Genomic DNA, 18,976 nt, shown 5'->3' on the forward strand with positions numbered 1-18,976 from the left:
CCTTACAGGATCACGACAGCGTGATCAACGGGTCTGAGGCATTTCACCGTTGGCCAGGCGTTGGTTGATGTCGGCGATGACTTCGGGCAGGTCCGAAATCGTATCGATCATGTAGTGCGGGCGCGAGCCTTCAAACATGGCGTGAATGCGCTGGCGCTCGCTGTCCAGCTGGTCACTGCCGAGGGCGCGATAGCCCTCGTAGTCCAGGCCCAGTGCGTTACCCGAACAGATCAGGGCAACCGTCCACATTCCCGCGCGACGTCCTTCGAGAATGCCCGGCACGGTGTCGTCGATCTTCACGCACGCGGCAACGTCGTCGATGCCCAGGGCTATCACGTTGGCCAGCGCCTGGGCCGGCCATGGGCGACCGTTCGGAACTTCATCGGTGGCGACCACGTGGTCGGCGACGTAACCGTTGGTGGCCGCCAACTCGACCACTTTGTCCATGACCTGCTTCGGGTAACCGGAGCAGGAACCGATTTTGATGCCTTGTTGGCGCAGGTTGGCGATGGTATCCAGTGCGCCGGGGATCAGCGCCGAATGCTCGGCGATTTTCTCGATCTGCAGGGGCATGAAGCGTTTGTAGATGGCGGTGACGTCATCGTCGTTGGGCGTGCGTCCGAACACCGCGCGATAACGCTCGGCAACCTGTGGCTGATCGCACAAGGTGCGGATGTGATCCCACTTGCCCATGCCCATCGGCCCGCGAGCTTCTTCGATGGACACCTGGACGTCGAACTCGGCGAAGGCTTCGACAAAGATCTGGGTCGGCGCGAAAGAGCCGAAGTCGACGACGGTACCGGCCCAGTCGAGGATGGCGGCCTGGAGTTTGGTTGGGTTGTTGTAGTTCATGGTGACGAATTCCTGTGTGGGCACAATGTTCAAATGATTGGCTTTATGTAGGGGTGAGCCTGCTCGGCAAAGCAGTCTTTCATTCCACGGTGTGTTGACTGATCGGGCGTCATCGCGAGCAGGAGCACTAGATTTCGAGCACTTCCATCTCCCGCAGCACTTCAGCCACCGCCGCCACAGCCGCGTGCATCTCGGCCTGGTTGACGTGGCCGATGCAGCCGACGCGGAAGGTTTCGACCTGGGTCAGTTTGCCGGGGTAGAGAATGAAACCCTTGGCCTTGACCCGTTCGTAGAACTCCTTGAACTGATAGCGCGGGTCCTTTGGCGCATGGAAAGTGACGATGATCGGCGCCTGGATCGCAGCGGGCAAAAAGCTGCGCACGCCCAGTTTTGCCATGTCGTCGAGCAATACCTGGCAGTTGTTGGCGTAGCGCTGGTGCCGGGCCGGCAAGCCGCCTTCTTCGTTGTATTGCAGCAGGGCTTCATGCAGCGCCGCGACCACGTGGGTCGGCGGGGTGAAGCGCCATTGGCCGGTCTTGGCCATGTAGGTGTGCTGGTCGAACAGGTCCATGGCCAGCGAATGGGAGTTGCCGGCGGCATTGGCCAGGGCTTCCTTGCGGGCGAAAACAAAACCCATGCCCGGTACGCCTTCGAGGCATTTGCCCGAGGCGGCGATCAGCGCATCGAACGGCACCTGCTGAGCGTCGATCGGCAAGGCCCCGAAGGAACTCATGGCGTCGATGATCAGGCGTTTACCCTGTTGCGCGATGACCTGGGCGATTTCCGGCAGCGGGTTGAGGATGCCGGTGCTGGTTTCGCAGTGAATCAACGCGACGTGGGTAATGCTGGCGTCCGCCCGTAACAGACGGTCGACATCGGCCGCCGTGGTGGGCTCGTCTTCGGCGGTCTCGAAAGTGCTGAAAGAGCGACCGAGGACCTCGCAGATTTTCGCCAGACGTTTGCCATAGGCGCCGTTGATCAGCACCAGCACCTTGCCGTCACGGGGCACCAAAGTGCCGATGGCCGCTTCTACCGCAAAGGTGCCGCTGCCTTGCAGTGGCACGCAGTGGTGGCTTTCGCCGCCGTTGATGATTGCCAGCAATTGCTCGCAGAGGCTGGCGGTCAGGTGGTTGAAGCGGTCATCCCATGAACCCCAGTCGACCATCATCGCCTGACGGGTGCGCGCCGAAGTGGTCAACGGGCCAGGGGTGAGCAGGATGGGCTCAGCAGTACTCATTCTCGTGTCCTCGCAATCGATGGCATGAAGCTACGGGACTTAAATTGCAATTTGCCGTGCTATCAATCAAATTGTTTGTTGTTATGCCAGTCATCAGTGAGGGTTATTCATGAACCTGTTCCAGCTACGCGCCTTCGATGCGGTGGCGCGCGAAGGCAGCTTCACAAGGGCCGCTGCGCGGCTGTTCATCAGCCAGCCGGCGGTCACCGGGCACATCAAGGCTTTGGAAGAGCATTACCAGATCACCTTGTTGCGCCGTACTGCGCGACGGGTGGAACTGACGGAGGAAGGCACCAAACTGGCGGCGATCACCCGGGCGATGTTTGGCCTGGCCGAGGAAGCGCAGGTGATGCTGGAGGCTAACCGGCAGTTGCTTACCGGGCGCCTGGAGGTGGCGGCGGACGGGCCGCACCTGGTCATGCCGATGCTTGCCAGTTTGCGCGCCCGGTACCCCGGAATCACGGTGAACCTGCGCCTGGGTAACGCCCAGGAGACCTTGGCTGCGTTGTTGTCCGAGCATGCGGACATTGCCGTACTCACTGAGGTCGAGCCACGCAAAGGCCTGCATTTGCAAGCGTTGAGCGAATCCCGGCTGTGCGCGTTGGTGCCGCACAATCATCCCTGGGCGCAACGTTTGAAGGTGTCGCTCAAGGAACTGGACCAGGTGATCATGGTGTTGCGCGAGCCGAGTTCGATCACCCGTCGCACGTTTGATGATGCCTGTCTCCAGGCGAGGGTCAGTCCTCGGGTGTTACTGGAGCTGGACAGCCGCGAGGCAGTGACCGAAGCCGTGGCGGCTGAGTTGGGCGTTGGCGTGGTGTCGTCGGTGGAAGTCAGCCATGACCCGCGGGTGACGGCGGTGCCGATCATGGGCGAGGGGTTGGTGAATCGGCACATGATGGGGTGCATGGCGCGGCGGCGGGATTTGCGCTTGATCCAGGCATTCTTTGAATTGGCGCCGGGCGGATAGACCGCAGTGCGGCCATCGCGGGCGAGCCTTGCTCCCACAGCCGGTTAGCGCATTTCCTTGTGGGAGCCACCATCATTGAAGAAGCCTGTCCATCATGGCGATCAGACCGGTGGAATTTTTGGTCGATTGCCGACTTTAGGCCGTATAAACTTGCACAAAGCGTCGGCCAATAGATGTTTCGGCGCCACAGACAAGAGAGTGAGTAATGGGCGCACAGTGGAAGGTTAAACACAAAGAAGCGGCATCCAATGCCAAGGGCAAGATTTTCGGCAAACTGGTGAAGGAAATCACGATTGCCGCGCGCAATGGTGCCGATGTCGCGACTAACGCGCATTTGCGCCTGGTGGTGGAGCAGGCGAAGAAGGCGTCCATGCCTCGCGAAACCCTGGAACGTGCGATCAAGAAAGGTTCGGGACAGCTCGGCGAAACCGTGCAATACCATCGTGTGACGTACGAAGGCTTTGCCCCGCATCAGGTGCCGCTGATCGTTGAGTGCGTGACCGACAACATCAACCGTACTGTTGCCGAGATTCGTGTTGCCTTTCGCAAGGGCCAGTTGGGCGCTTCGGGTTCGGTTTCCTGGGATTTCAACCATGTCGGCATGATCGAGGCGTCCCCGGACAGCCCGGATGCTGATCCGGAAATGGCCGCAATCGAAGCCGGTGCACAGGATTTTGAGCCGGGCGAAGAAGAGGGCACGACCCTGTTCCTGACCGAGCCTGCGGACCTCGATGCGGTTCAGAAAGCCTTGCCTGAGCAAGGTTTTACCGTACTGTCGGCGAAGCTGGGCTACCAGCCGAAGAACCCGGTGAGTGGCTTGAGCGACGAACAGATGGCTGAAGTCGAGGCTTTCCTCGAAGGCCTGGACAACCATGATGATGTGCAGGACATGTTTGTCGGCTTGGCGGGTTAATCGGTTTCTTTCGTAATACCGCTATCGCGGACTGGCTTGCTCCCACGGGTCGTGGGAGCGAGTTTGGTGCGACAGGGTCTGTGCCGGTCACAGATCCTGTAGAACCCGGACCACCTCGCCAAACCCGGGCCGCTCCATCACCTGCGCTTGACAGCAACGCTGTTGCAATTGGTCCAGTTGTTCACGGCCATGCGCGGTCAAGCCCGAATCGATCCGCTCCAGCAATTCCCCCAGCAGTACCCCAAAGGCGCGCACTTCAAGTCGCTGCAGGGCGCGGCTTTCGGCACTGTCTGATTTCGCGTGGAAAGACGCCGCGCCAAAGTCTCCCAGCAGGCAATCACCCCGCTCGTTAAAGAGAATATTGTGGCCGTAGAGGTCGCCGTGGGTGATCCCCTGGCGGTGCAGATGTTCGGCCACCGAAGCGATGGCGCGAGCGATGCGCAGGGCCACACTGGCGCTGAAGCGGGTGTGATCGGCGTAGACGTCGCGGCTGCAGGAATCCAGGCTCGGCAGACCCGCCAGGTTGCGGAAGCTCGGCTCTATCAGCTCCATGACCAGTCCGGTCTGAGCCTGTGGATGGTCGACGATTCGTCCCTCGACCCGGATGAGGTTGGGGTGCTCGCCTGCAGTGATGCACGCGTTCATTTCATGCAAGGGCGAACCGTCGCTGGTCATTTCACCTTTGTAGAGTTTGACCGCCACTGGCAGCTCCCCAGCGCCTGGTCGGGTCCAGGTCGCTCGATGGATCACCCCGGAAGCACCTTCGCCCAGTTGCTGCTCAAGGCGCAATGCCGGCCAGGGGATGACGGCAGTCGATTCAAGCAGCGCAGCATCGGCCTCGGTTTCCAGCGGGTTACCGGCGTACGCCAGCCAGGTCAGGCTTGGCAGGGTGAGCAGCCATTCGGGGAGTTCGGTTAGCTGGTTGGCGGCGACCCGGATCAGTTCCAGTCGATGACAGTGTTGCAGGCTGTCAGGCAAGCGCTGGAGCTGATTACCGGCGAGCATGAGTTTTTGCAGGTGCGGGCGCGCGCCCAGTTCGCTCGGCAGTTCGCTGATGCAGTTGTCAGTCAGGATCAGCCAGCGCAGCAATGGCGGGAGTGCGCTGCCCGGAACCTGCGTAATGCGGTTGGCCTTGAAACCGACCATGGTCAATGAACTGCACTGGCCCAGGCATGCGGGCAGTTCGGTGAACAGGTTGTCCGAGCAGAACAACACCCGCAGGCGGGTCAGTCGATGCAGGTCGTCTGGTAGTTGGCTGAGCGCGTTGCCACTGAGGTTGAGGATTTCAAGGGAGTCCGCCAGGTCGAATATTTCCCGGGGGAAGTCACTCAGGCCGCAGGCGAGATCAAGGCGGGTGCTGCCCGCCAGTTGGCCGGCGCGCAGTTGGTCAAGGGTGTCCATGAAATCGATTCGCTATTCATTTGGAGAGGGGCGCCCGCATGATAGCGAGACATGTGGTGACTGTACCAATCGCGAGCAGGCTCGCTCCCACAATGATTTCCGAGCACCTGTGGGAGCGAGCCTGCTCGCGATTGGCATTCAAGGCGAAGAATGATCAATTCAACTCATTGATTTCCATCAACTGCCCCAGCCGACTGCGAGTTCGCGCCAGGTCGATTGCATCACCACCCAGGCTCGCACTCAGCGAATGCTGGCTGACCAACGTCAGGTGTTTGTCCTGATCGTAAAGCACGTCGACCAGGTTGATAAACCGCTGCTGCGCGGCGATGGTGGTGTCGGCGAGCAGGGGCAGGTCGACGATGATCCAGTGGTTGAACTGTCGGCACAGTTCCAGGTAGTCCATGACGGCCGTGGGGTGTTCACACAGGTCGGTGAAAGTGAATCCGATCGTGCGCCGATCGCTGAAGCGGGCCTGCAGTTGACGGGTGCCGACAGACAGTTGCAGGGGCGGAGCATCAGCCTCGGGGAAATTCAACCGGCGTCTGATCTCCAGTGTGTCCGGCCAGAGGTAATGCCCTTGGGTGAAGACTTGCTGGGCGTGGTGCCGCGCCTGACTGCGGTAGTCGTGGGGCCCGCCGACTTCCATGACCTGCATTTTCGAGTTGATCAGGTCGATGACCGGTTTGAAGCGTGCGTGGTACAGCGGGTTTGGCAGCAAGCCTTCCGGCGGATAGTTTGAGGTGACCAGCAGCAGGATGCCTCGGCGAAACAGCGCCTGGAACAAGCGGGTAATGAGCATCGCGTCGCCGATATCGTGGACGTGAAACTCGTCAAAACACAACACCCTACAACCGTCCAGCAGGTGTTCAAGGCTGTGTTCCATGGCATCGGTCTGCTCGCGATGAGTGAACATTTCCTGATGCAGTTGGGCAAAAAACTGATGGAAGTGCAGCCGCTGTTTTTCGGCGATCGGGACGGCCTGGAAAAAACCGTCCAGCAACCAGCTCTTGCCCCGCCCCACGGCGCCGTGCAGATACAGCCCGGGAAGTTTTCGCTGCGCTGAGCCTGGCAGCAAGGGGGCGTAGTGCGCCATGCAATCGATCACGCGCTGCTGACTGTGGCTGAGGGTATAGCCTTGGGCATGCGCCTTGTGGCGAAAGTAGTCGTGGATCACCCTTGCGCTGGCCACCGGTGTAGTCGATGCCTTGGCAAACAGGCGGCGCAGTGCCGGCCAACGTGGTGTGAGTCGCAAACGCTTGGGTGGTCGAACAGCCACTGGAATGTCACCCCGTGATTTTCTCGCCGGCGCCCCGCGCGGCGGCGGCACAGTTTAACCAAATGGGTAGTTTTGCTTCCAGCGCTGTGGGTCAAAACGTTTTCGTTTGCCTGAGCAACTGCGCCGCTGGCGTATCGCTGGGGCTGACCATTGCATAGTTATACCCGGCACCTGACCAGTACTCGGCCTGCAGCTCACCATCGCTGCGACTGCCTCGGGGTAGCAGGAAGTTCTTCGGCCCTGGCGGGCGCACGTAGAAGCTGATCTTCTGTCCGTTCCGGTTCTCGTAGACCACCATCGCCGCCGGCCCTTGCTCGGTGCTGAGCAGGCGCCCGCTGACCGGTTTGAAGCCGGCGTGAGCGAGGTCGGGAAGTCGGTTGGCCTGGGTGAAATAACGGTCTAGCCAGGCCTGCATGTCGCCCTGTTCGCCGACTTTGAAGTCCGCCGGCAACAGGCCTTGCTGTGCGATCAGACGATACGCCTGCATGGCATCGGCCATCGGTGCCGCAGCGCTGAGCAGGGTCATTTCCCGGGCCTGCCAGCCGCTGAAACCGCCAACGCCGACGGCCAGCAGCAGTACGGCGGCGCTGGCCAGGTGACGGCGGGATTGGCGCTTGAGCCCTTGGCGAATGAGCGCCGGCTGCAGCTGCGGATTGGCCGGTTGCTGCAGCGCGCCGCTCAGGTCGGCTCGCAACTGTTGGGCATCCTGCTGCCAGGCGCGCACGGTGGCGGCCACGGGCGGATTGTTTGTCAGATAAGTTTCAACCAGAAGTCGGTCCGCCGCGCTGAGCTGGCAGTCGATGTAGGCGTGCAGATCACGCTCGTCAGGGGGCATGCTGATCATTTGAGTCTCCGCAGGGCAGGGCGGGTGATTTCACCTTCGCTGAGCTGGCGCAACGCCTGGCGGGCGCGGGACAGGCGGGACATCACGGTGCCAATGGGCACTTCGAGAATCTCGGCCACCGCTTTGTAGCTCAAGCCTTCGACTGATACCCACAGCAACAGTGCGCGTTGCTCGGTGGTGAGCTGGTCGAAGGCCTTGAGCGTCGATTGCGCGATCACCGTGCGCTCTGCAGACGGCTCGGCTTCTTCACGGCCGGTAAAAAATTCGAGCATTCGCGCATAACGCCGGGAGCGCCGGTAGGCGTCGAGGAACTGTCGATAGAGAATCGAGAACAACCAGGCGCGCAAGTCTCCCTCCGGGCGTTTGTCGCTCCAGCGTGAGAGTGCGCGCTCCAGGCAGGTCTGCACCAGATCATCGGCGCTGCTGGGATTACGCGTCAGGGACAGCGCAAATCGCCTCAACCTGGGAATGATTTCACTCAGTTGTTCGTCGATATCGTTCATGAAGTTCTGACTAGTCACTACGCTGTGGACCAGGAAGACGCTCGGCGTTCGAGGTTATTCCACGCGCGAATAAATAAACACCCGGTGATGGAATAAACCGTCCGGGGGTTCGTCTGCTTGATTCTTCTCACTTGCGGCCACAGGCCCTGGAGTCTTTCATGGTAGATCGCTCATCACCGCCCACCCGGCCACCGCTGAGCGCCACCAGCCTGGTGTTGCGCCTTGGCGGTATCGCTTTGGTGGTCGCCGCCGTTGCCGGGGCCTTTGCCTACGTCAACGGCACATTTGACCCACAGCGGCTGACGCCGAAAAAACTGATCAACGTGCTGGAAACCAACAACGGCGTGCACCCGGGGTACCGGCGCAACCACTCCAAAGGTGTTTGCGTGATCGGGCATTTCGAGAGCAGCGGAGAGGCGCGCAGCTACTCCAGCGCCCAGGTATTCAATGAAGCACGCACCCCGGTGGTCGGGCGGTTCGCGCTGCCGGCTGGCAATCCCTACGCACCGGACAGCAGCGTGCCGATCCGCAGCATGGCGCTGCGCTTTACCCAGGCCAATGGACAACAATGGCGCACCGGGATGAACAGCATGCCGGTGTTCCCGGTTGGCACCCCCGAAGCCTTCTATCAATTGCAGCAGGCCCAGTCACCCGTACCCGCCACCGGGAAACCCGACCCTGCGGCGGTACCAGCATTCTTCGGCGCGCATCCGGAAGCAGCGCCGTTTCTGGCGTGGATCAAGACCGCCAAGCCTTCGGCCAGCTACGTGACTGAAACCTACAACAGCGTGAACGCGTTTTACCTGGTCAACGCCGCCGGTCAGCGCCAGGCGGTGCGCTGGAGCATGGTGCCGGTTGCCCAGGATTCACCCGGTGCGACGGCGCCGCAAGGCACCGATTTTCTCGAGCAGGACCTGGCCCAGCGAATGGGCGCCGGGCCGTTGCGCTGGCAGCTGAACATCACCCTGGCCAACCCCGGTGATCCGATAGACGATGCCAGCAAGGCCTGGCCCGAAGGGCGCAAGGTGGTAAATGCCGGGACTCTGGTGCTCGAAAACGTCCAGCCGCAACTCAGTGGCGAGTGCCGGGACATCAACTATGACCCGCTGGTACTACCTGCCGGCATCGAGGGCTCGGGCGATCCACTGCTCGCCGCTCGTTCAGCCGGTTATGCCAGTTCCTACTTGCGTCGTACCAGTGAAGTCAGCCAGTTGCCCGCCGCCCAACAGGAGGCTCGCCAATGAGCACTCAACCGAACCACTTCGCGCCATTGGCGCGGTTGCTGCACTGGCTGATGGCACTGATGGTTATTGCCATGCTGTTTATTGGGGCAGGCATGGTTGCCTCGGTGTCCGAGCGTCATGAGTGGCTGATCCACCTGCACAAACCCTTGGGCATCGCCATTCTGGTGTTGGTGATCGTGCGCATCGTCGTGCGTTTCTCCACTCGACAGCCGCCACTGCCTGCCGATTTGCCGGGATGGCAAGTGCTCGCGGCCAAAGGCTCGCACCTGCTGCTATACGCATTGATGCTGGTACTGCCTCTACTGGGGTGGGCAATGATTTCGGCGGCGGGCGATCCGGTAATGCTCAGCAGTTCGTTGCAGCTGCCTTCGATTGTGCCGGCCAACGCGCAGGTATTTGCCATTTTGCGCAAGGCCCACGGGTACCTGGCCTACCTGCTGTTCCTGACCGTGTTGCTGCACCTGGCGGCGGCGCTGTTCCATGGCTGGGTGCGCCGTGACGAGGTGCTCGACAGCATGCTGCGGGGCAAGGACCGCGCCTGACTTCGATGGCCGCAGCTGCAGCTGCGGCCATAGCCAATCAGCGCAACACGTCAACCATGTCGGCAACAGTCGTCAGCACGTCCTTGCCCAACTGTTTGGAGCGCTTGCCCGACCAGCCCGTCAGCGGGTTCGGCGCGTCGTCGTTGTCCTTGAAGGGCATTTCCAGGGTCAGCGACAGGCAGTCGAATTTCTCGCCGACGCTGTTGCACGCCAGGGTCATGTTGGCTTTGCCCGGCTCATCGCGGGTGTAGCCGTGCTTGGTCTGGAAGTCCTTGGTAAGGTGCTTCAAATGACTGCGAAATTGCTCTTCGAGTTTGGCGAGCCGCGGGGTGTAACCAGGGTTGCCCTCGCAGCCGGCGGTGAACACGTAGGGAATCTCTTCGTCGCCATGAATGTCGAGGAACAGGTCAACGCCGTAGCGTTCCATCCGTTGTTGCACGAACAGCACTTCGGGGCTGACTTCCTGGCTGGCGTTCTGCCAGGCGCGGTTCAGGTCCTGGCCCATGGCATTGGTGCGCAGGTGGCCATGGAAGGCGCCGTCCGGATTCATGTTCGGCACCAGGTACAGATCGGCACTGGCCAGTAGTTTGTTGAGGACCGGGTCGTCGTGTTTTTCCAGGCGCTCAATCACACCTTCCATAAACCATTCGGCCATATGTTCGCCCGGGTGCTGCTGGGCAATCATCCACACCTTGCGTCGACCCTCGGCTCCGGTGCCTTTGCGCAGAAGCTGGATGTCCCGGCCTTCGACGCTTTTACCGGTAGCCAGCAGCTCGGTGCCGGCCTTGGTCAGCGCCTGCTCGATCAGCCAGTCGTGCCGCCCGCGACTGTAGGGTTCGAAGTAGGCGAACCAGGCATGGGTAGCAGTGGCTTCCAGGCTGAAGCGCAGGCAGTCGCCTTCGAAGATGGTGGGTACCCGGAACCAATTGACGTGGTCATACGAGGCAACGGCCTGGTAACCGTCCCAGGCCTTGTTATAGGAGGACTTGCTGGCGTTACTCAGGCGAAACCAGTGCTCCTGGCCCACGTGCAGGCCGCTGGCCTTGAAGTGGAACCACTGGAAGTGCGGGCTGCGGGTATCGGGTCGAATGGCCAGCAACGCTTGCAGCGGATTGCTGATATCGATCACTTCAATATTGCCGCTGTCGAAATTTGCGCTGATGTCGAAAGAGGATTTAGCCACGGTCATAGTCGATTCCTGAATATGATTTTTATGGCTGTTACTTTACACGCAGGGAAGGGAAAAATCGGGGAAATTGCCAGGAATTTGGGGGGCGTCCTCCTTGACGCCGACGCAGCTTAGAGACTGTGCGATTGATTCTCAAGTGCTATTTATCAATAGTTTGGCCCAATGTTACCGGGCCTCCCTTGCCAAGGAACATTCTTTTGATATCATCCGCGCCATCGAATTTGCAGTGCCTGAAGACTTCATTAGCCTGAAGCCAAAAGCCAGAATAACTGGCAAAAAAAGACCCGGCAAAAAGCCGGGTCAAAAACCGTGATTAGCCTGATGAGGAGATAGTCCAGGAGACCGACCTAAGGTCTCTTGGTCCATCGACTGATCTCGCGACCAGATGATGCAATAATAATCATTCTCGTTTGCAAGTCAAACGCTTTTCGCTGTTCGCCAGGGAAATTCTTTCCTGGTGCCTTCGTTTCAGCCCTTCTTACCTTCGTCAAGCGACCGATCCACCATGGCCCTGGCCATATCGATCAGGTGCACCGTCGACAGCGTCAGGTCCCGGCTGGCGCCTCGAAGGTTACTGGCCGACTCATAGGCAACGGAGGCCGCGCACCGCATCAGGTCAGAGGCATGTACAAGTGCCTCCTCGCTGCTGACGTTCTTGTTTACAGCAAAAAAGCGCGGTTGTTCGGGCTCTGCTGACACGGCTGGTTTCAAGTAATGATCGAGCGCGCGCTGTGCGGCAGCGAAGCCCTGTGGCGAGTTGAGGGTGGTATCCATTGGCTCGTCGGGCAGGTCGGTGCTGGTGATTGCCATGGTGACGTAAACTCCTTTTTTATGGTCAAATCCGTAAAACCAGATTAGTACAAAACGTATTTGTTTCGACCAATTAAATAATACAGATTGTGTTTTGAGCGCGGATAGGAGCCCGCGTATCGTGCCGACATGGATAAATGGATTGAATTGGTCAAGGCCAAGATGAGTGAGCTCAATATCACTCAGGAGATACTCGCAGATCGTCTTGGGATGTCGCAGGGTGGTGTTGGACACTGGCTGAATAAACGACGTCAGCCTGCTGTCGACGACATGAACCGTGTGCTGCAAGCCTTGGGCCTGGATTTCCTCGAAGTGGCAATGGTGCTCCGGGAGGTCGAGGCTTACGAGGAAGATAATCCTCCCTTGGCGCAGCGCTATAACCCTTCATTTCGCTACCCGATCAGTGATTGGCAAGACGCACAGCAGCTGCGCGATGGGGAGTTGCCGGTGTACGGTGCGACGCAGTTCGAGCTGTCCGACTACCACGCTCGTGGCGGCGCGTTCTGGCTCAAGGTAGAGGGTGATGCGATGAACGCGCCCAGTGGGCCGAGCATTGCCCACGACATGCTGATCCTGGTCGATCCGGAGGTTGAGGTGCTGCCCGGCAAGCTGGTGATTGCCCAATGGCCCGGCAGCGCCGCAGCCACTTTCCGCAAATTGATCGAGGAGGGCGGCCAACGTTACCTGGTCCCGCTCAACCCTACTTATCCGAAGGCTTTGTACACTGCCGACTGCCGAATCATCGGCGTGGTCGTACAGGCCACCGCCAAGTTCTGATCAGATCGGCCCTGCCAGGGGGTAGGACCGTTCCTTGTTTCAAGCCTCTTGCAGCTCGACCAGCGCGCTGCCTTCACTGACCATTTCGCCTTCCTGGTAGTACAGCGCCTTGATCACTCCCGCGTGCGGCGCACGAATGCTGTGTTCCATTTTCATGGCTTCCAGCACTACCAGCTGCGCGCCGGCTTCAACCGATTGCCCGACCTCTACCAGGACCCGCACGATACTGCCGTTCATGGGTGCGGTCAGGCCGCCCTGATGACTATGACTGGCTTCCACGGCACTGATCGGGTCGTAGGATTCGATGCGGCGAAGCTCCCCATCCCATTGCAGATAGACCACGCCGTCGCGGCGAATGACCCGGTGCTGTCGGCGCAGGCCTTCTTGCTCGGTCAGCAGTTGCTCGCCCTTGAGCTGTGCTGTGCTTGCATCGACTGCGCCCAGCGTAAGAGCACGGTCCTGGCCTTCGCAGCTCAGGTGCAGGCTGATCTGCGTTGGCAGCCCGGTACGAAAACCGTTGCCGCTCGCCCAAGGCGACGCCAGGTCGTCAGTGCGCGGCGCGGTGGTTTGACTTTGGGCAAATGCCTGGCCAGCGGCTTGCCAGAAATCCTCACCCAGCTCTGCCGGTTTTGGCAGCAACTGCTCCTGGTATCGCGGGATGAACCCGGTATCCAGTTCTGCGGCGGCAAAAGCTGGATGGCCGATGATCCGGCGCAGGAAGTTGATGTTGGTCCTGAGGCCACCAATCGCGAACTCGTCGAGCATGCCCAGCAGGCGTAGCCGCGCCTGTTCGCGGTCTTCGCCCCAGGCAATCAGCTTGCCCAGCATCGGGTCGTAGAACGGCGAGATCTCATCACCTTCTTCCACGCCGCTGTCGACTCGACGTCCGTCGCCGGGCGCCGACTCGCGATACAACTCCAGACGTCCGGTCGCTGGCAGGAAGTCATTACCAGGGTCTTCGGCGTACAACCTGACTTCAATGGCGTGTCCGATCAGGGGCACCTGCTCCTGGGTCATCGGCAGGGTTTCACCCCGGGCCACGCGGATTTGCCAGGCGACCAGGTCGAGCCCGGTAATGGCTTCGGTCACCGGGTGCTCGACCTGCAGACGAGTATTCATCTCCATGAAGAAGAACTCGCCTCGAGAGTCCAGCAGGAACTCCACCGTACCGGCTCCGACGTAGCCAATGGCCTGTGCCGAGCGTACGGCGGCTTCGCCCATGGCGCGGCGCAATTGCGCGCTCAGGCCTGGAGCAGGGGCTTCTTCAACAACCTTCTGGTGGCGACGCTGGATCGAGCAGTCGCGCTCATTGAGGTACAGGCAATTGCCCTGCTGATCGGCAAAGACCTGGATCTCCACGTGCCGCGGTTTGAGCAGGTATTTTTCTACCAGCATGCGTGAGTCGCCAAATGACGATTGGGCTTCACGCTGCGCCGAGGCCAGGGCTTCGGCCAGTTGGCTGACATCCTCGACCACTTTCATGCCTTTACCGCCGCCGCCTGCCGTGGCCTTGAGCAGCACTGGATAACCGATGCGTTCACAGGCTGTGCGGAAGGTTTCCAGGTCCTGGGCTTCGCCGTGATAACCAGGCACCAGTGGCACGCCGGCGGTTTCCATCAACGCCTTGGCGGCGGATTTGCTGCCCATTGCATCGATCGCCGAGGCGGGAGGGCCGAGGAAGATCAAGCCGGCATTCTCGATGGCCCGGGCAAATCCGGCGTTCTCGGACAGGAAACCATACCCCGGATGAATCGCCTGGGCACCACTGGCCAGTGCAGCAGCAATCAGTTTGTCGATCTGCAGGTAGCTGTCGGCGGCTTTGCTGCCACCCAGGTCCACCCGGATATCGGCCTCGCGGCTGTGCCTGGCCTCACGATCAGTGGCGCTGTGCACGGCCACGGTGGTCAGGCCCAGGGCCTTGGCGGTGCGCAACACCCGGCAGGCGATTTCGCCGCGGTTGGCCACCAGTAAAGTGGTAATGACGGGCGTGCTCATCAACGCGGCTCCTTCGTGTTTGGGGTGGCGAGCCAGTTCGCCGGGCGTTTTTGCAGGAAGGCACGCAAGCCTTCCTGGCCTTCAGGGCTGACGCGGATCCGCGCAATAGCATTCTCTGTGTAGCGCCGCAGCGCCGGTGTCAGCGCGCCGTTCCCCACTTCGCGCAGTAAATCCTTGCTGGCGCGCATGGCGGCGGGGCTGTTAAGCAGTAAATTGTCGATCCACTGCTCGACCTTCGATTCCAGCTCTGCCAGCGGGTAGCTTTCTGACAATAAGCCGATCTCCCGTGCCCGCTGGCCGTTGAACCGCTCGGCCGTCAGGGCGTAGCGACGCGCTGCGCGTTCGCCGATCGCTTGCACCACGAACGGACTGATCACGGCAGGCGCCAGGCCGATGCGCACTTCCGACAGGCACAATTGCGCGTCATCGGCACCAATGGCCATATCACAGCAGCTGATCAAACCCAGTGCTCCCCCAAACGCCGCCCCTTGCACTACGGCCAGGGTGGGGATTTTCAGTTTGGCGAGGTTGTACATCAACTCGGCCAACTCGCGGGCATCGTCGAGATTGGTGTGGTAATCCAGTTCGGCGGACTGCTGCATCCAGGCCAGGTCGGCGCCGGCGCTGAAATGCTTGCCGCGGCCGCGCAACAGCAGGAATCTGAGGCTGGTATCGGCCGAAACCTTATCCAGGGCGATGATCAGCTCGCGGATCATCTGCGCGTTGAAGGCGTTGTTCTTGTCTTCGCGAGCGAGCCACAAGGTCGCGAAACCCCGGGGGTCGGTGTGCAATTGGAGGGTGTTGAAGTCGCTCATTTTGTCTGTCTCCACAACTCATGTGTGAGCGGGCTTGCTGGCGAAGAACGATAGCGCGGTACATGGAAGACCGCGGTGAATCCTTCGCCAGCAAGCCCGCTCACACAGAAAATCACATCCGGAATACGCCGAAACGGCTCTGTTCTACTGGCGCGTTCAGCGCGGCCGACAAGGCCAGGGCCAACACATCGCGGGTCTGCGCGGGGTCGATGACGCCGTCGTCCCACAGCCGGGCGCTGGAGTAGTAGGGATGTCCCTGCTGTTCGTACTGATCGAGGATAGGTTGCTTGATCTCGGTTTCCTGCTCGGCGCTGAAGCTCAGGCCACCGCGCTCGGCCTGCTCGCGCTTGACTTGCACCAGCACGCCGGCAGCCTGCTCGGCACCCATCACGCCAATCCGCGCATTTGGCCACATCCACAGGAAGCGTGGGTCGTAGGCGCGTCCGCACATGCCGTAGTTGCCGGCGCCGAAGCTGCCGCCAATGATCACGGTGAACTTTGGCACCTTGGCGCACGCCACGGCGGTCACCAGTTTGGCACCGTGCTTGGCGATGCCTCCGGCTTCGTATTTCTGGCCAACCATGAAGCCGGTGATGTTCTGCAGGAACAGCAATGGGATGCCGCGTTGACAGGCCAGTTCGATGAAGTGCGCGCCTTTCTGCGCGGCTTCGGCGAACAGAATGCCGTTGTTGGCGAGAATCGCGATCGGATAACCGTGCAGGTAGGCAAAACCGCAGACCAGCGTCGTGCCGAACAACGCCTTGAACTCGTCGAACACCGAGCCGTCCACCAGCCGTGCGATGACTTCACGCACATCAAAAGGTTGCTTGGCGTCAGCCGATACAACGCCGTAGAGCTCATCGCTGCCATACAGCGGGGCGATCGGGGTGCGTTGCTGCACTTCGCCGAGCTTGCGCCAGTTAAGGTTGGCAATGCTGCGCCGGGCAATGGCCAAGGCGTGCTCGTCGCTCTCGGCGTAATGATCGGCGACACCGGAAACCTTGCAGTGCACATCGGCGCCACCAAGGTCTTCGGCGCTGACCACTTCACCCGTCGCGGCTTTCACCAAAGGCGGGCCGGCAAGGAAGATGGTCGCCTGGTTGCGCACCATGATTGCCTCGTCTGCCATGGCCGGAACATAGGCGCCGCCAGCGGTGCAGGAGCCCATGACCACGGCGATCTGCGGAATGCCCATGGCACTCATGTTGGCCTGGTTGAAGAAGATTCGGCCAAAGTGCTCGCGGTCCGGGAACACTTCATCCTGGCGTGGCAAGTTCGCGCCACCGGAGTCCACCAGGTAAATGCAAGGCAGGCGATTTTGCTGGGCGATGGTCTGGGCGCGCAGGTGTTTTTTCACGGTCAGTGGGTAGTACGAGCCACCTTTTACCGTGGCATCGTTGGCGACGATCATGCATTCGACGCCTTCCACGCGGCCAATTCCGGCGATCACGCCAGCCGCCGGAACATCCTCACCGTACACCTCGTAGGCTGCCAGCTGGCTGATTTCCAGGAAGGGCGAACCGGGATCGAGCAGCCGGTTGATGCGCTCACGAGGCAGTAACTTGCCCCTTGATGTGTGTCGCTCTTGCGCTTTGGGGCCGCCACCTTGCTGCACCTGGGCGAGCAGGGTGTGCAGGGCGTCGACCTGTTTGCGCATCGCCGCGCTGTTGGCCGCGAACTCCGCCGAGCGGGGGTTGAGCAGGGTATGCAGGATAGCCATGGACAACTCCGGTTAGCGGGTTTCGTTAAACAATTCACGACCGATGAGCATGCGACGAATTTCACTGGTACCCGCGCCGATTTCGTAGAGCTTGGCGTCACGCAACAGACGGCCCGCGGGGAATTCATTGATGTAGCCGTTTCCACCAAGAATCTGAATCGCGTCGAGGGCCATTTGCGTGGCGCGTTCGGCGCTGTACAGGATGACGCCGGCGGCGTCCTTGCGCGTGGTCTCGCCGCGCTCGCAGGCCTGGGCCACTGCGTACAGATAGGCTCGGCTGGCATTGAGTTGGGTGTACATGTCGGCGACCTTGCCCTGGATCAGCTGGAACTCGCCGATGCTCTGGCCAAATTGCTTGCGGTCATGGATGTAGGGAACGATTAGGTCCATGCAGGCCTGCATGATGCCGGTCGGGCCGCCGGACAGCACAACGCGCTCGTAGTCGAGACCGCTCATCAATACTTTCACGCCGCCATTGAGTACGCCCAGGATGTTTTCTTCCGGCACCTCGACGTCATCAAAAAACAGCTCGCAGGTGTTCGAGCCACGCATGCCGAGCTTGTCAAACTTGTTGCTGCGGCTGAAGCCTTTCGAGTCGCGTTCGACGATGAAAGCAGTAATGCCGTGAGGGCCTTTTTCCAGGTCGGTCTTGGCGTAGATCACGTAGGTGTTGGCGTCGGGGCCGTTGGTAATCCAGGTCTTGCTGCCATTGAGCACGTAGCGATCACCACGCTTGTCGGCGCGCAGTTTCATCGATACGACGTCGGACCCGGCGTTCGGTTCGCTCATGGCGAGGGCGCCGATGTGCTCGCCGCTGATCAGCTTGGGCAGGTACCTGGTCTTCTGCTCATGATTGCCGTTGCGGTTGATCTGGTTGACGCAGAGGTTGGAGTGCGCGCCGTAGGACAGCGCAACTGAAGCCGAGCCGCGGCTGATTTCTTCCATGGCCACCACGTGCGCCAGGTAACCCAGGCCAGCGCCACCGTATTCTTCGCTGACAGTGATGCCTAAAAGGCCCATGTCGCCGAACTTGCGCCACAGGTCTGCTGGAAACAGGTTGTCGATGTCGATCTGGGCGGCGCGCGGGGCGATCTCGCTGGCAACAAAGGACTGAACCGAATCACGCAGCATGTCGATGGTTTCACCGAGGGCAAAGTTCAGGGATGGGTAGCTCATGGGACACCTTTTGGCTTTTTTGTTGGGTGGGGAGGGCGGTGCTGCAGCTCTCACCTTTACGTTAACGTAAGCCTGTGACGAAGCGCTGTCAATCACCCTTTACGTTAACGTCAACTTGGGCGGCAGTAGGGCGGATGAGGATAGAAAGCGGACCCTTCTCGGGAGATGACGATTGTGGGAGCCGGGCTTGCCCGCGATGGCGTCTGCACATTCGATACTGATGTGGCAGGGGGAAGACTGTTACTCCCACAGGGTAAATTCATTGTTGGTGGTGGTGATGTCGAAAACCCGAATCCCAGACAGCACAAAGGGGAGCCGAAGCTCCCCTTTAATTTGTCGTTGCGCGTGCTCTTTTTTTATTATTGAGGGGCGGTCTGTTGTTGTTTTTGGTAACCGTGACCCTTTACCGCTGTTTTTGTCGATCCCCATCCGGGATCAAGAGCAAACGTATTTTTTTGAGCGCTGATCTGCTTTTTCGCCAAGCGATCCAACCAGTTCGGGAGCTACCTGAAGGTAGTTTTATTGTTCTCTGCCCGGTTGCGGGTTACTCCGAAAAGCACCCTGAAAAGCACACCTTCTCCAAAAAAATCTGTTAGCTGCGTCTCTGCCGTGTTGTTCTTGTTATGTCAGAGTCGTTACGTCTTATTTTTATTGGTTTGCTGCTTTTTATTCTTGTTATGCCAAAGAGATAGCAGGAGCCGTGCCAACTTTT

General features: G+C 60.2%; 18 protein-coding genes. 6 read left to right on the forward strand and 12 right to left on the reverse strand.

Annotated elements, in window-relative coordinates:
• Positions 1-24 precede the first annotated feature (24 nt).
• Positions 25-852 (reverse strand): phosphonoacetaldehyde hydrolase, encoded by an 828-nt coding sequence (phnX, locus tag IMW75_RS13805; protein WP_205892927.1) that lies wholly within the window; start codon positions 850-852, stop codon positions 25-27.
• Positions 853-979: 127 nt separating this feature from the next.
• Positions 980-2,089, reverse strand: a complete 1,110-nt coding sequence (locus IMW75_RS13810) for a 2-aminoethylphosphonate--pyruvate transaminase (protein WP_205892928.1) — start codon at positions 2,087-2,089, stop codon at positions 980-982.
• A gap of 109 nt (positions 2,090-2,198) precedes the next feature.
• On the opposite strand from IMW75_RS13810, the gene IMW75_RS13815 reads away from it, so the two are divergent.
• Both IMW75_RS13815 and IMW75_RS13820 read left to right on the forward strand, forming a co-directional pair.
• Positions 2,199-3,059 (forward strand): LysR substrate-binding domain-containing protein, encoded by an 861-nt coding sequence (locus IMW75_RS13815; protein ID WP_205892929.1) that lies wholly within the window; start codon positions 2,199-2,201, stop codon positions 3,057-3,059.
• Positions 3,060-3,264: 205 nt separating this feature from the next.
• On the forward strand, positions 3,265-3,972 hold the full coding sequence (locus tag IMW75_RS13820) for a YebC/PmpR family DNA-binding transcriptional regulator (RefSeq protein WP_045060175.1): 708 nt from the start codon (positions 3,265-3,267) through the stop codon (positions 3,970-3,972).
• 87 nt (positions 3,973-4,059) lie between these two features.
• On the opposite strand, the gene IMW75_RS13825 is transcribed toward IMW75_RS13820, so the two are convergent.
• The 4 genes from IMW75_RS13825 to IMW75_RS13840 all read right to left on the reverse strand — a co-directional run bounded on the left by IMW75_RS13825 (position 4,060) and on the right by IMW75_RS13840 (position 7,996).
• Entirely contained in the window at positions 4,060-5,373 is a 1,314-nt protein-coding gene (locus IMW75_RS13825) for a leucine-rich repeat-containing protein kinase family protein (protein WP_045060176.1), read from the reverse strand.
• Between the two features lie 154 nt (positions 5,374-5,527).
• Positions 5,528-6,649, reverse strand: coding sequence for a cell division protein ZapE (zapE, locus tag IMW75_RS13830; RefSeq protein ID WP_205892930.1), 1,122 nt, complete (start codon positions 6,647-6,649; stop codon positions 5,528-5,530).
• 91 nt (positions 6,650-6,740) lie between these two features.
• Positions 6,741-7,493 carry an anti-sigma factor family protein gene (locus tag IMW75_RS13835; protein WP_045060178.1) on the reverse strand — a complete coding sequence of 251 codons (753 nt, stop codon included), beginning with the start codon at positions 7,491-7,493 and terminating at the stop codon, positions 6,741-6,743.
• The gene (locus IMW75_RS13840) at positions 7,490-7,996 is read right to left on the reverse strand and encodes a sigma-70 family RNA polymerase sigma factor (protein ID WP_205892931.1); all 507 of its coding nucleotides are present in this window, start codon (positions 7,994-7,996) and stop codon (positions 7,490-7,492) included. The genes IMW75_RS13835 and IMW75_RS13840 overlap by 4 nt, the downstream gene beginning before the upstream one ends.
• 158 nt (positions 7,997-8,154) lie before the next feature.
• On the opposite strand from IMW75_RS13840, the gene IMW75_RS13845 reads away from it, so the two are divergent.
• Both IMW75_RS13845 and IMW75_RS13850 read left to right on the forward strand, forming a co-directional pair.
• Positions 8,155-9,240 (forward strand): catalase family peroxidase, encoded by a 1,086-nt coding sequence (locus tag IMW75_RS13845; RefSeq protein WP_205892932.1) that lies wholly within the window; start codon positions 8,155-8,157, stop codon positions 9,238-9,240.
• Entirely contained in the window at positions 9,237-9,782 is a 546-nt protein-coding gene (locus tag IMW75_RS13850; protein ID WP_045060181.1) for a cytochrome b, read from the forward strand. Before IMW75_RS13845 ends, IMW75_RS13850 begins: the two co-directional genes overlap by 4 nt.
• Before the next feature lie 37 nt (positions 9,783-9,819).
• Here the strand turns inward: IMW75_RS13850 and IMW75_RS13855 are convergent, their stop codons facing one another.
• Complete coding sequence (locus tag IMW75_RS13855; RefSeq protein ID WP_205892933.1) at positions 9,820-10,971, reverse strand: M14 family metallopeptidase; 1,152 nt, start codon at positions 10,969-10,971, stop codon at positions 9,820-9,822.
• 94 nt (positions 10,972-11,065) lie between these two features.
• Between IMW75_RS13855 and IMW75_RS13860 the strand changes: the two genes are divergently transcribed.
• Positions 11,066-11,284, forward strand: a complete 219-nt coding sequence (locus tag IMW75_RS13860) for a hypothetical protein (RefSeq protein WP_205892934.1) — start codon at positions 11,066-11,068, stop codon at positions 11,282-11,284.
• A 155-nt stretch (positions 11,285-11,439) separates the two neighbouring features.
• On the opposite strand, the gene IMW75_RS13865 is transcribed toward IMW75_RS13860, so the two are convergent.
• Positions 11,440-11,781: a DUF6124 family protein gene (locus IMW75_RS13865; RefSeq protein WP_205892935.1), complete on the reverse strand. Its 342-nt coding sequence runs from the start codon at positions 11,779-11,781 to the stop codon at positions 11,440-11,442.
• 129 nt (positions 11,782-11,910) lie between these two features.
• Between IMW75_RS13865 and IMW75_RS13870 the strand changes: the two genes are divergently transcribed.
• Positions 11,911-12,558, forward strand: coding sequence for a LexA family transcriptional regulator (locus IMW75_RS13870; protein ID WP_045060184.1), 648 nt, complete (start codon positions 11,911-11,913; stop codon positions 12,556-12,558).
• Positions 12,559-12,597: 39 nt separating this feature from the next.
• On the opposite strand, the gene IMW75_RS13875 is transcribed toward IMW75_RS13870, so the two are convergent.
• From IMW75_RS13875 to IMW75_RS13890, 4 genes are all read right to left on the reverse strand, one after another.
• Entirely contained in the window at positions 12,598-14,553 is a 1,956-nt protein-coding gene (locus IMW75_RS13875; RefSeq protein ID WP_205892936.1) for an acetyl/propionyl/methylcrotonyl-CoA carboxylase subunit alpha, read from the reverse strand.
• Positions 14,553-15,368, reverse strand: a complete 816-nt coding sequence (locus tag IMW75_RS13880; protein WP_045060186.1) for a gamma-carboxygeranoyl-CoA hydratase — start codon at positions 15,366-15,368, stop codon at positions 14,553-14,555. The genes IMW75_RS13875 and IMW75_RS13880 overlap by 1 nt, the downstream gene beginning before the upstream one ends.
• 112 nt (positions 15,369-15,480) lie before the next feature.
• Positions 15,481-17,088: a carboxyl transferase domain-containing protein gene (locus tag IMW75_RS13885; protein WP_205892937.1), complete on the reverse strand. Its 1,608-nt coding sequence runs from the start codon at positions 17,086-17,088 to the stop codon at positions 15,481-15,483.
• Positions 17,089-17,100: 12 nt separating this feature from the next.
• Positions 17,101-18,264, reverse strand: coding sequence for an isovaleryl-CoA dehydrogenase (locus IMW75_RS13890; protein WP_045060188.1), 1,164 nt, complete (start codon positions 18,262-18,264; stop codon positions 17,101-17,103).
• Positions 18,265-18,976: the final 712 nt, after the last annotated feature.

Origin of the sequence: Pseudomonas gregormendelii (genome assembly GCF_017114825.1) — a bacterium.
Classification (GTDB): domain Bacteria; phylum Pseudomonadota; class Gammaproteobacteria; order Pseudomonadales; family Pseudomonadaceae; genus Aquipseudomonas; species Aquipseudomonas gregormendelii.

Coding starts and splice junctions, on each gene's coding strand:
- phnX (WP_205892927.1), bottom strand. CDS start 852: ATGAACTACAACAACCCAACCAAACTCCAGGCCGCCATCCTCGACTGG.
- IMW75_RS13810 (WP_205892928.1), bottom strand. CDS start 2,089: ATGAGTACTGCTGAGCCCATCCTGCTCACCCCTGGCCCGTTGACCACT.
- IMW75_RS13815 (WP_205892929.1), top strand. CDS start 2,199: ATGAACCTGTTCCAGCTACGCGCCTTCGATGCGGTGGCGCGCGAAGGC.
- IMW75_RS13820 (WP_045060175.1), top strand. CDS start 3,265: ATGGGCGCACAGTGGAAGGTTAAACACAAAGAAGCGGCATCCAATGCC.
- IMW75_RS13825 (WP_045060176.1), bottom strand. CDS start 5,373: ATGGACACCCTTGACCAACTGCGCGCCGGCCAACTGGCGGGCAGCACC.
- IMW75_RS13835 (WP_045060178.1), bottom strand. CDS start 7,493: ATGATCAGCATGCCCCCTGACGAGCGTGATCTGCACGCCTACATCGAC.
- IMW75_RS13840 (WP_205892931.1), bottom strand. CDS start 7,996: ATGAACGATATCGACGAACAACTGAGTGAAATCATTCCCAGGTTGAGG.
- IMW75_RS13845 (WP_205892932.1), top strand. CDS start 8,155: ATGGTAGATCGCTCATCACCGCCCACCCGGCCACCGCTGAGCGCCACC.
- IMW75_RS13850 (WP_045060181.1), top strand. CDS start 9,237: ATGAGCACTCAACCGAACCACTTCGCGCCATTGGCGCGGTTGCTGCAC.
- IMW75_RS13855 (WP_205892933.1), bottom strand. CDS start 10,971: ATGACCGTGGCTAAATCCTCTTTCGACATCAGCGCAAATTTCGACAGC.
- IMW75_RS13865 (WP_205892935.1), bottom strand. CDS start 11,781: ATGGCAATCACCAGCACCGACCTGCCCGACGAGCCAATGGATACCACC.
- IMW75_RS13870 (WP_045060184.1), top strand. CDS start 11,911: ATGGATAAATGGATTGAATTGGTCAAGGCCAAGATGAGTGAGCTCAAT.
- IMW75_RS13875 (WP_205892936.1), bottom strand. CDS start 14,553: ATGAGCACGCCCGTCATTACCACTTTACTGGTGGCCAACCGCGGCGAA.
- IMW75_RS13880 (WP_045060186.1), bottom strand. CDS start 15,368: ATGAGCGACTTCAACACCCTCCAATTGCACACCGACCCCCGGGGTTTC.
- IMW75_RS13885 (WP_205892937.1), bottom strand. CDS start 17,088: ATGGCTATCCTGCATACCCTGCTCAACCCCCGCTCGGCGGAGTTCGCG.
- IMW75_RS13890 (WP_045060188.1), bottom strand. CDS start 18,264: ATGAGCTACCCATCCCTGAACTTTGCCCTCGGTGAAACCATCGACATG.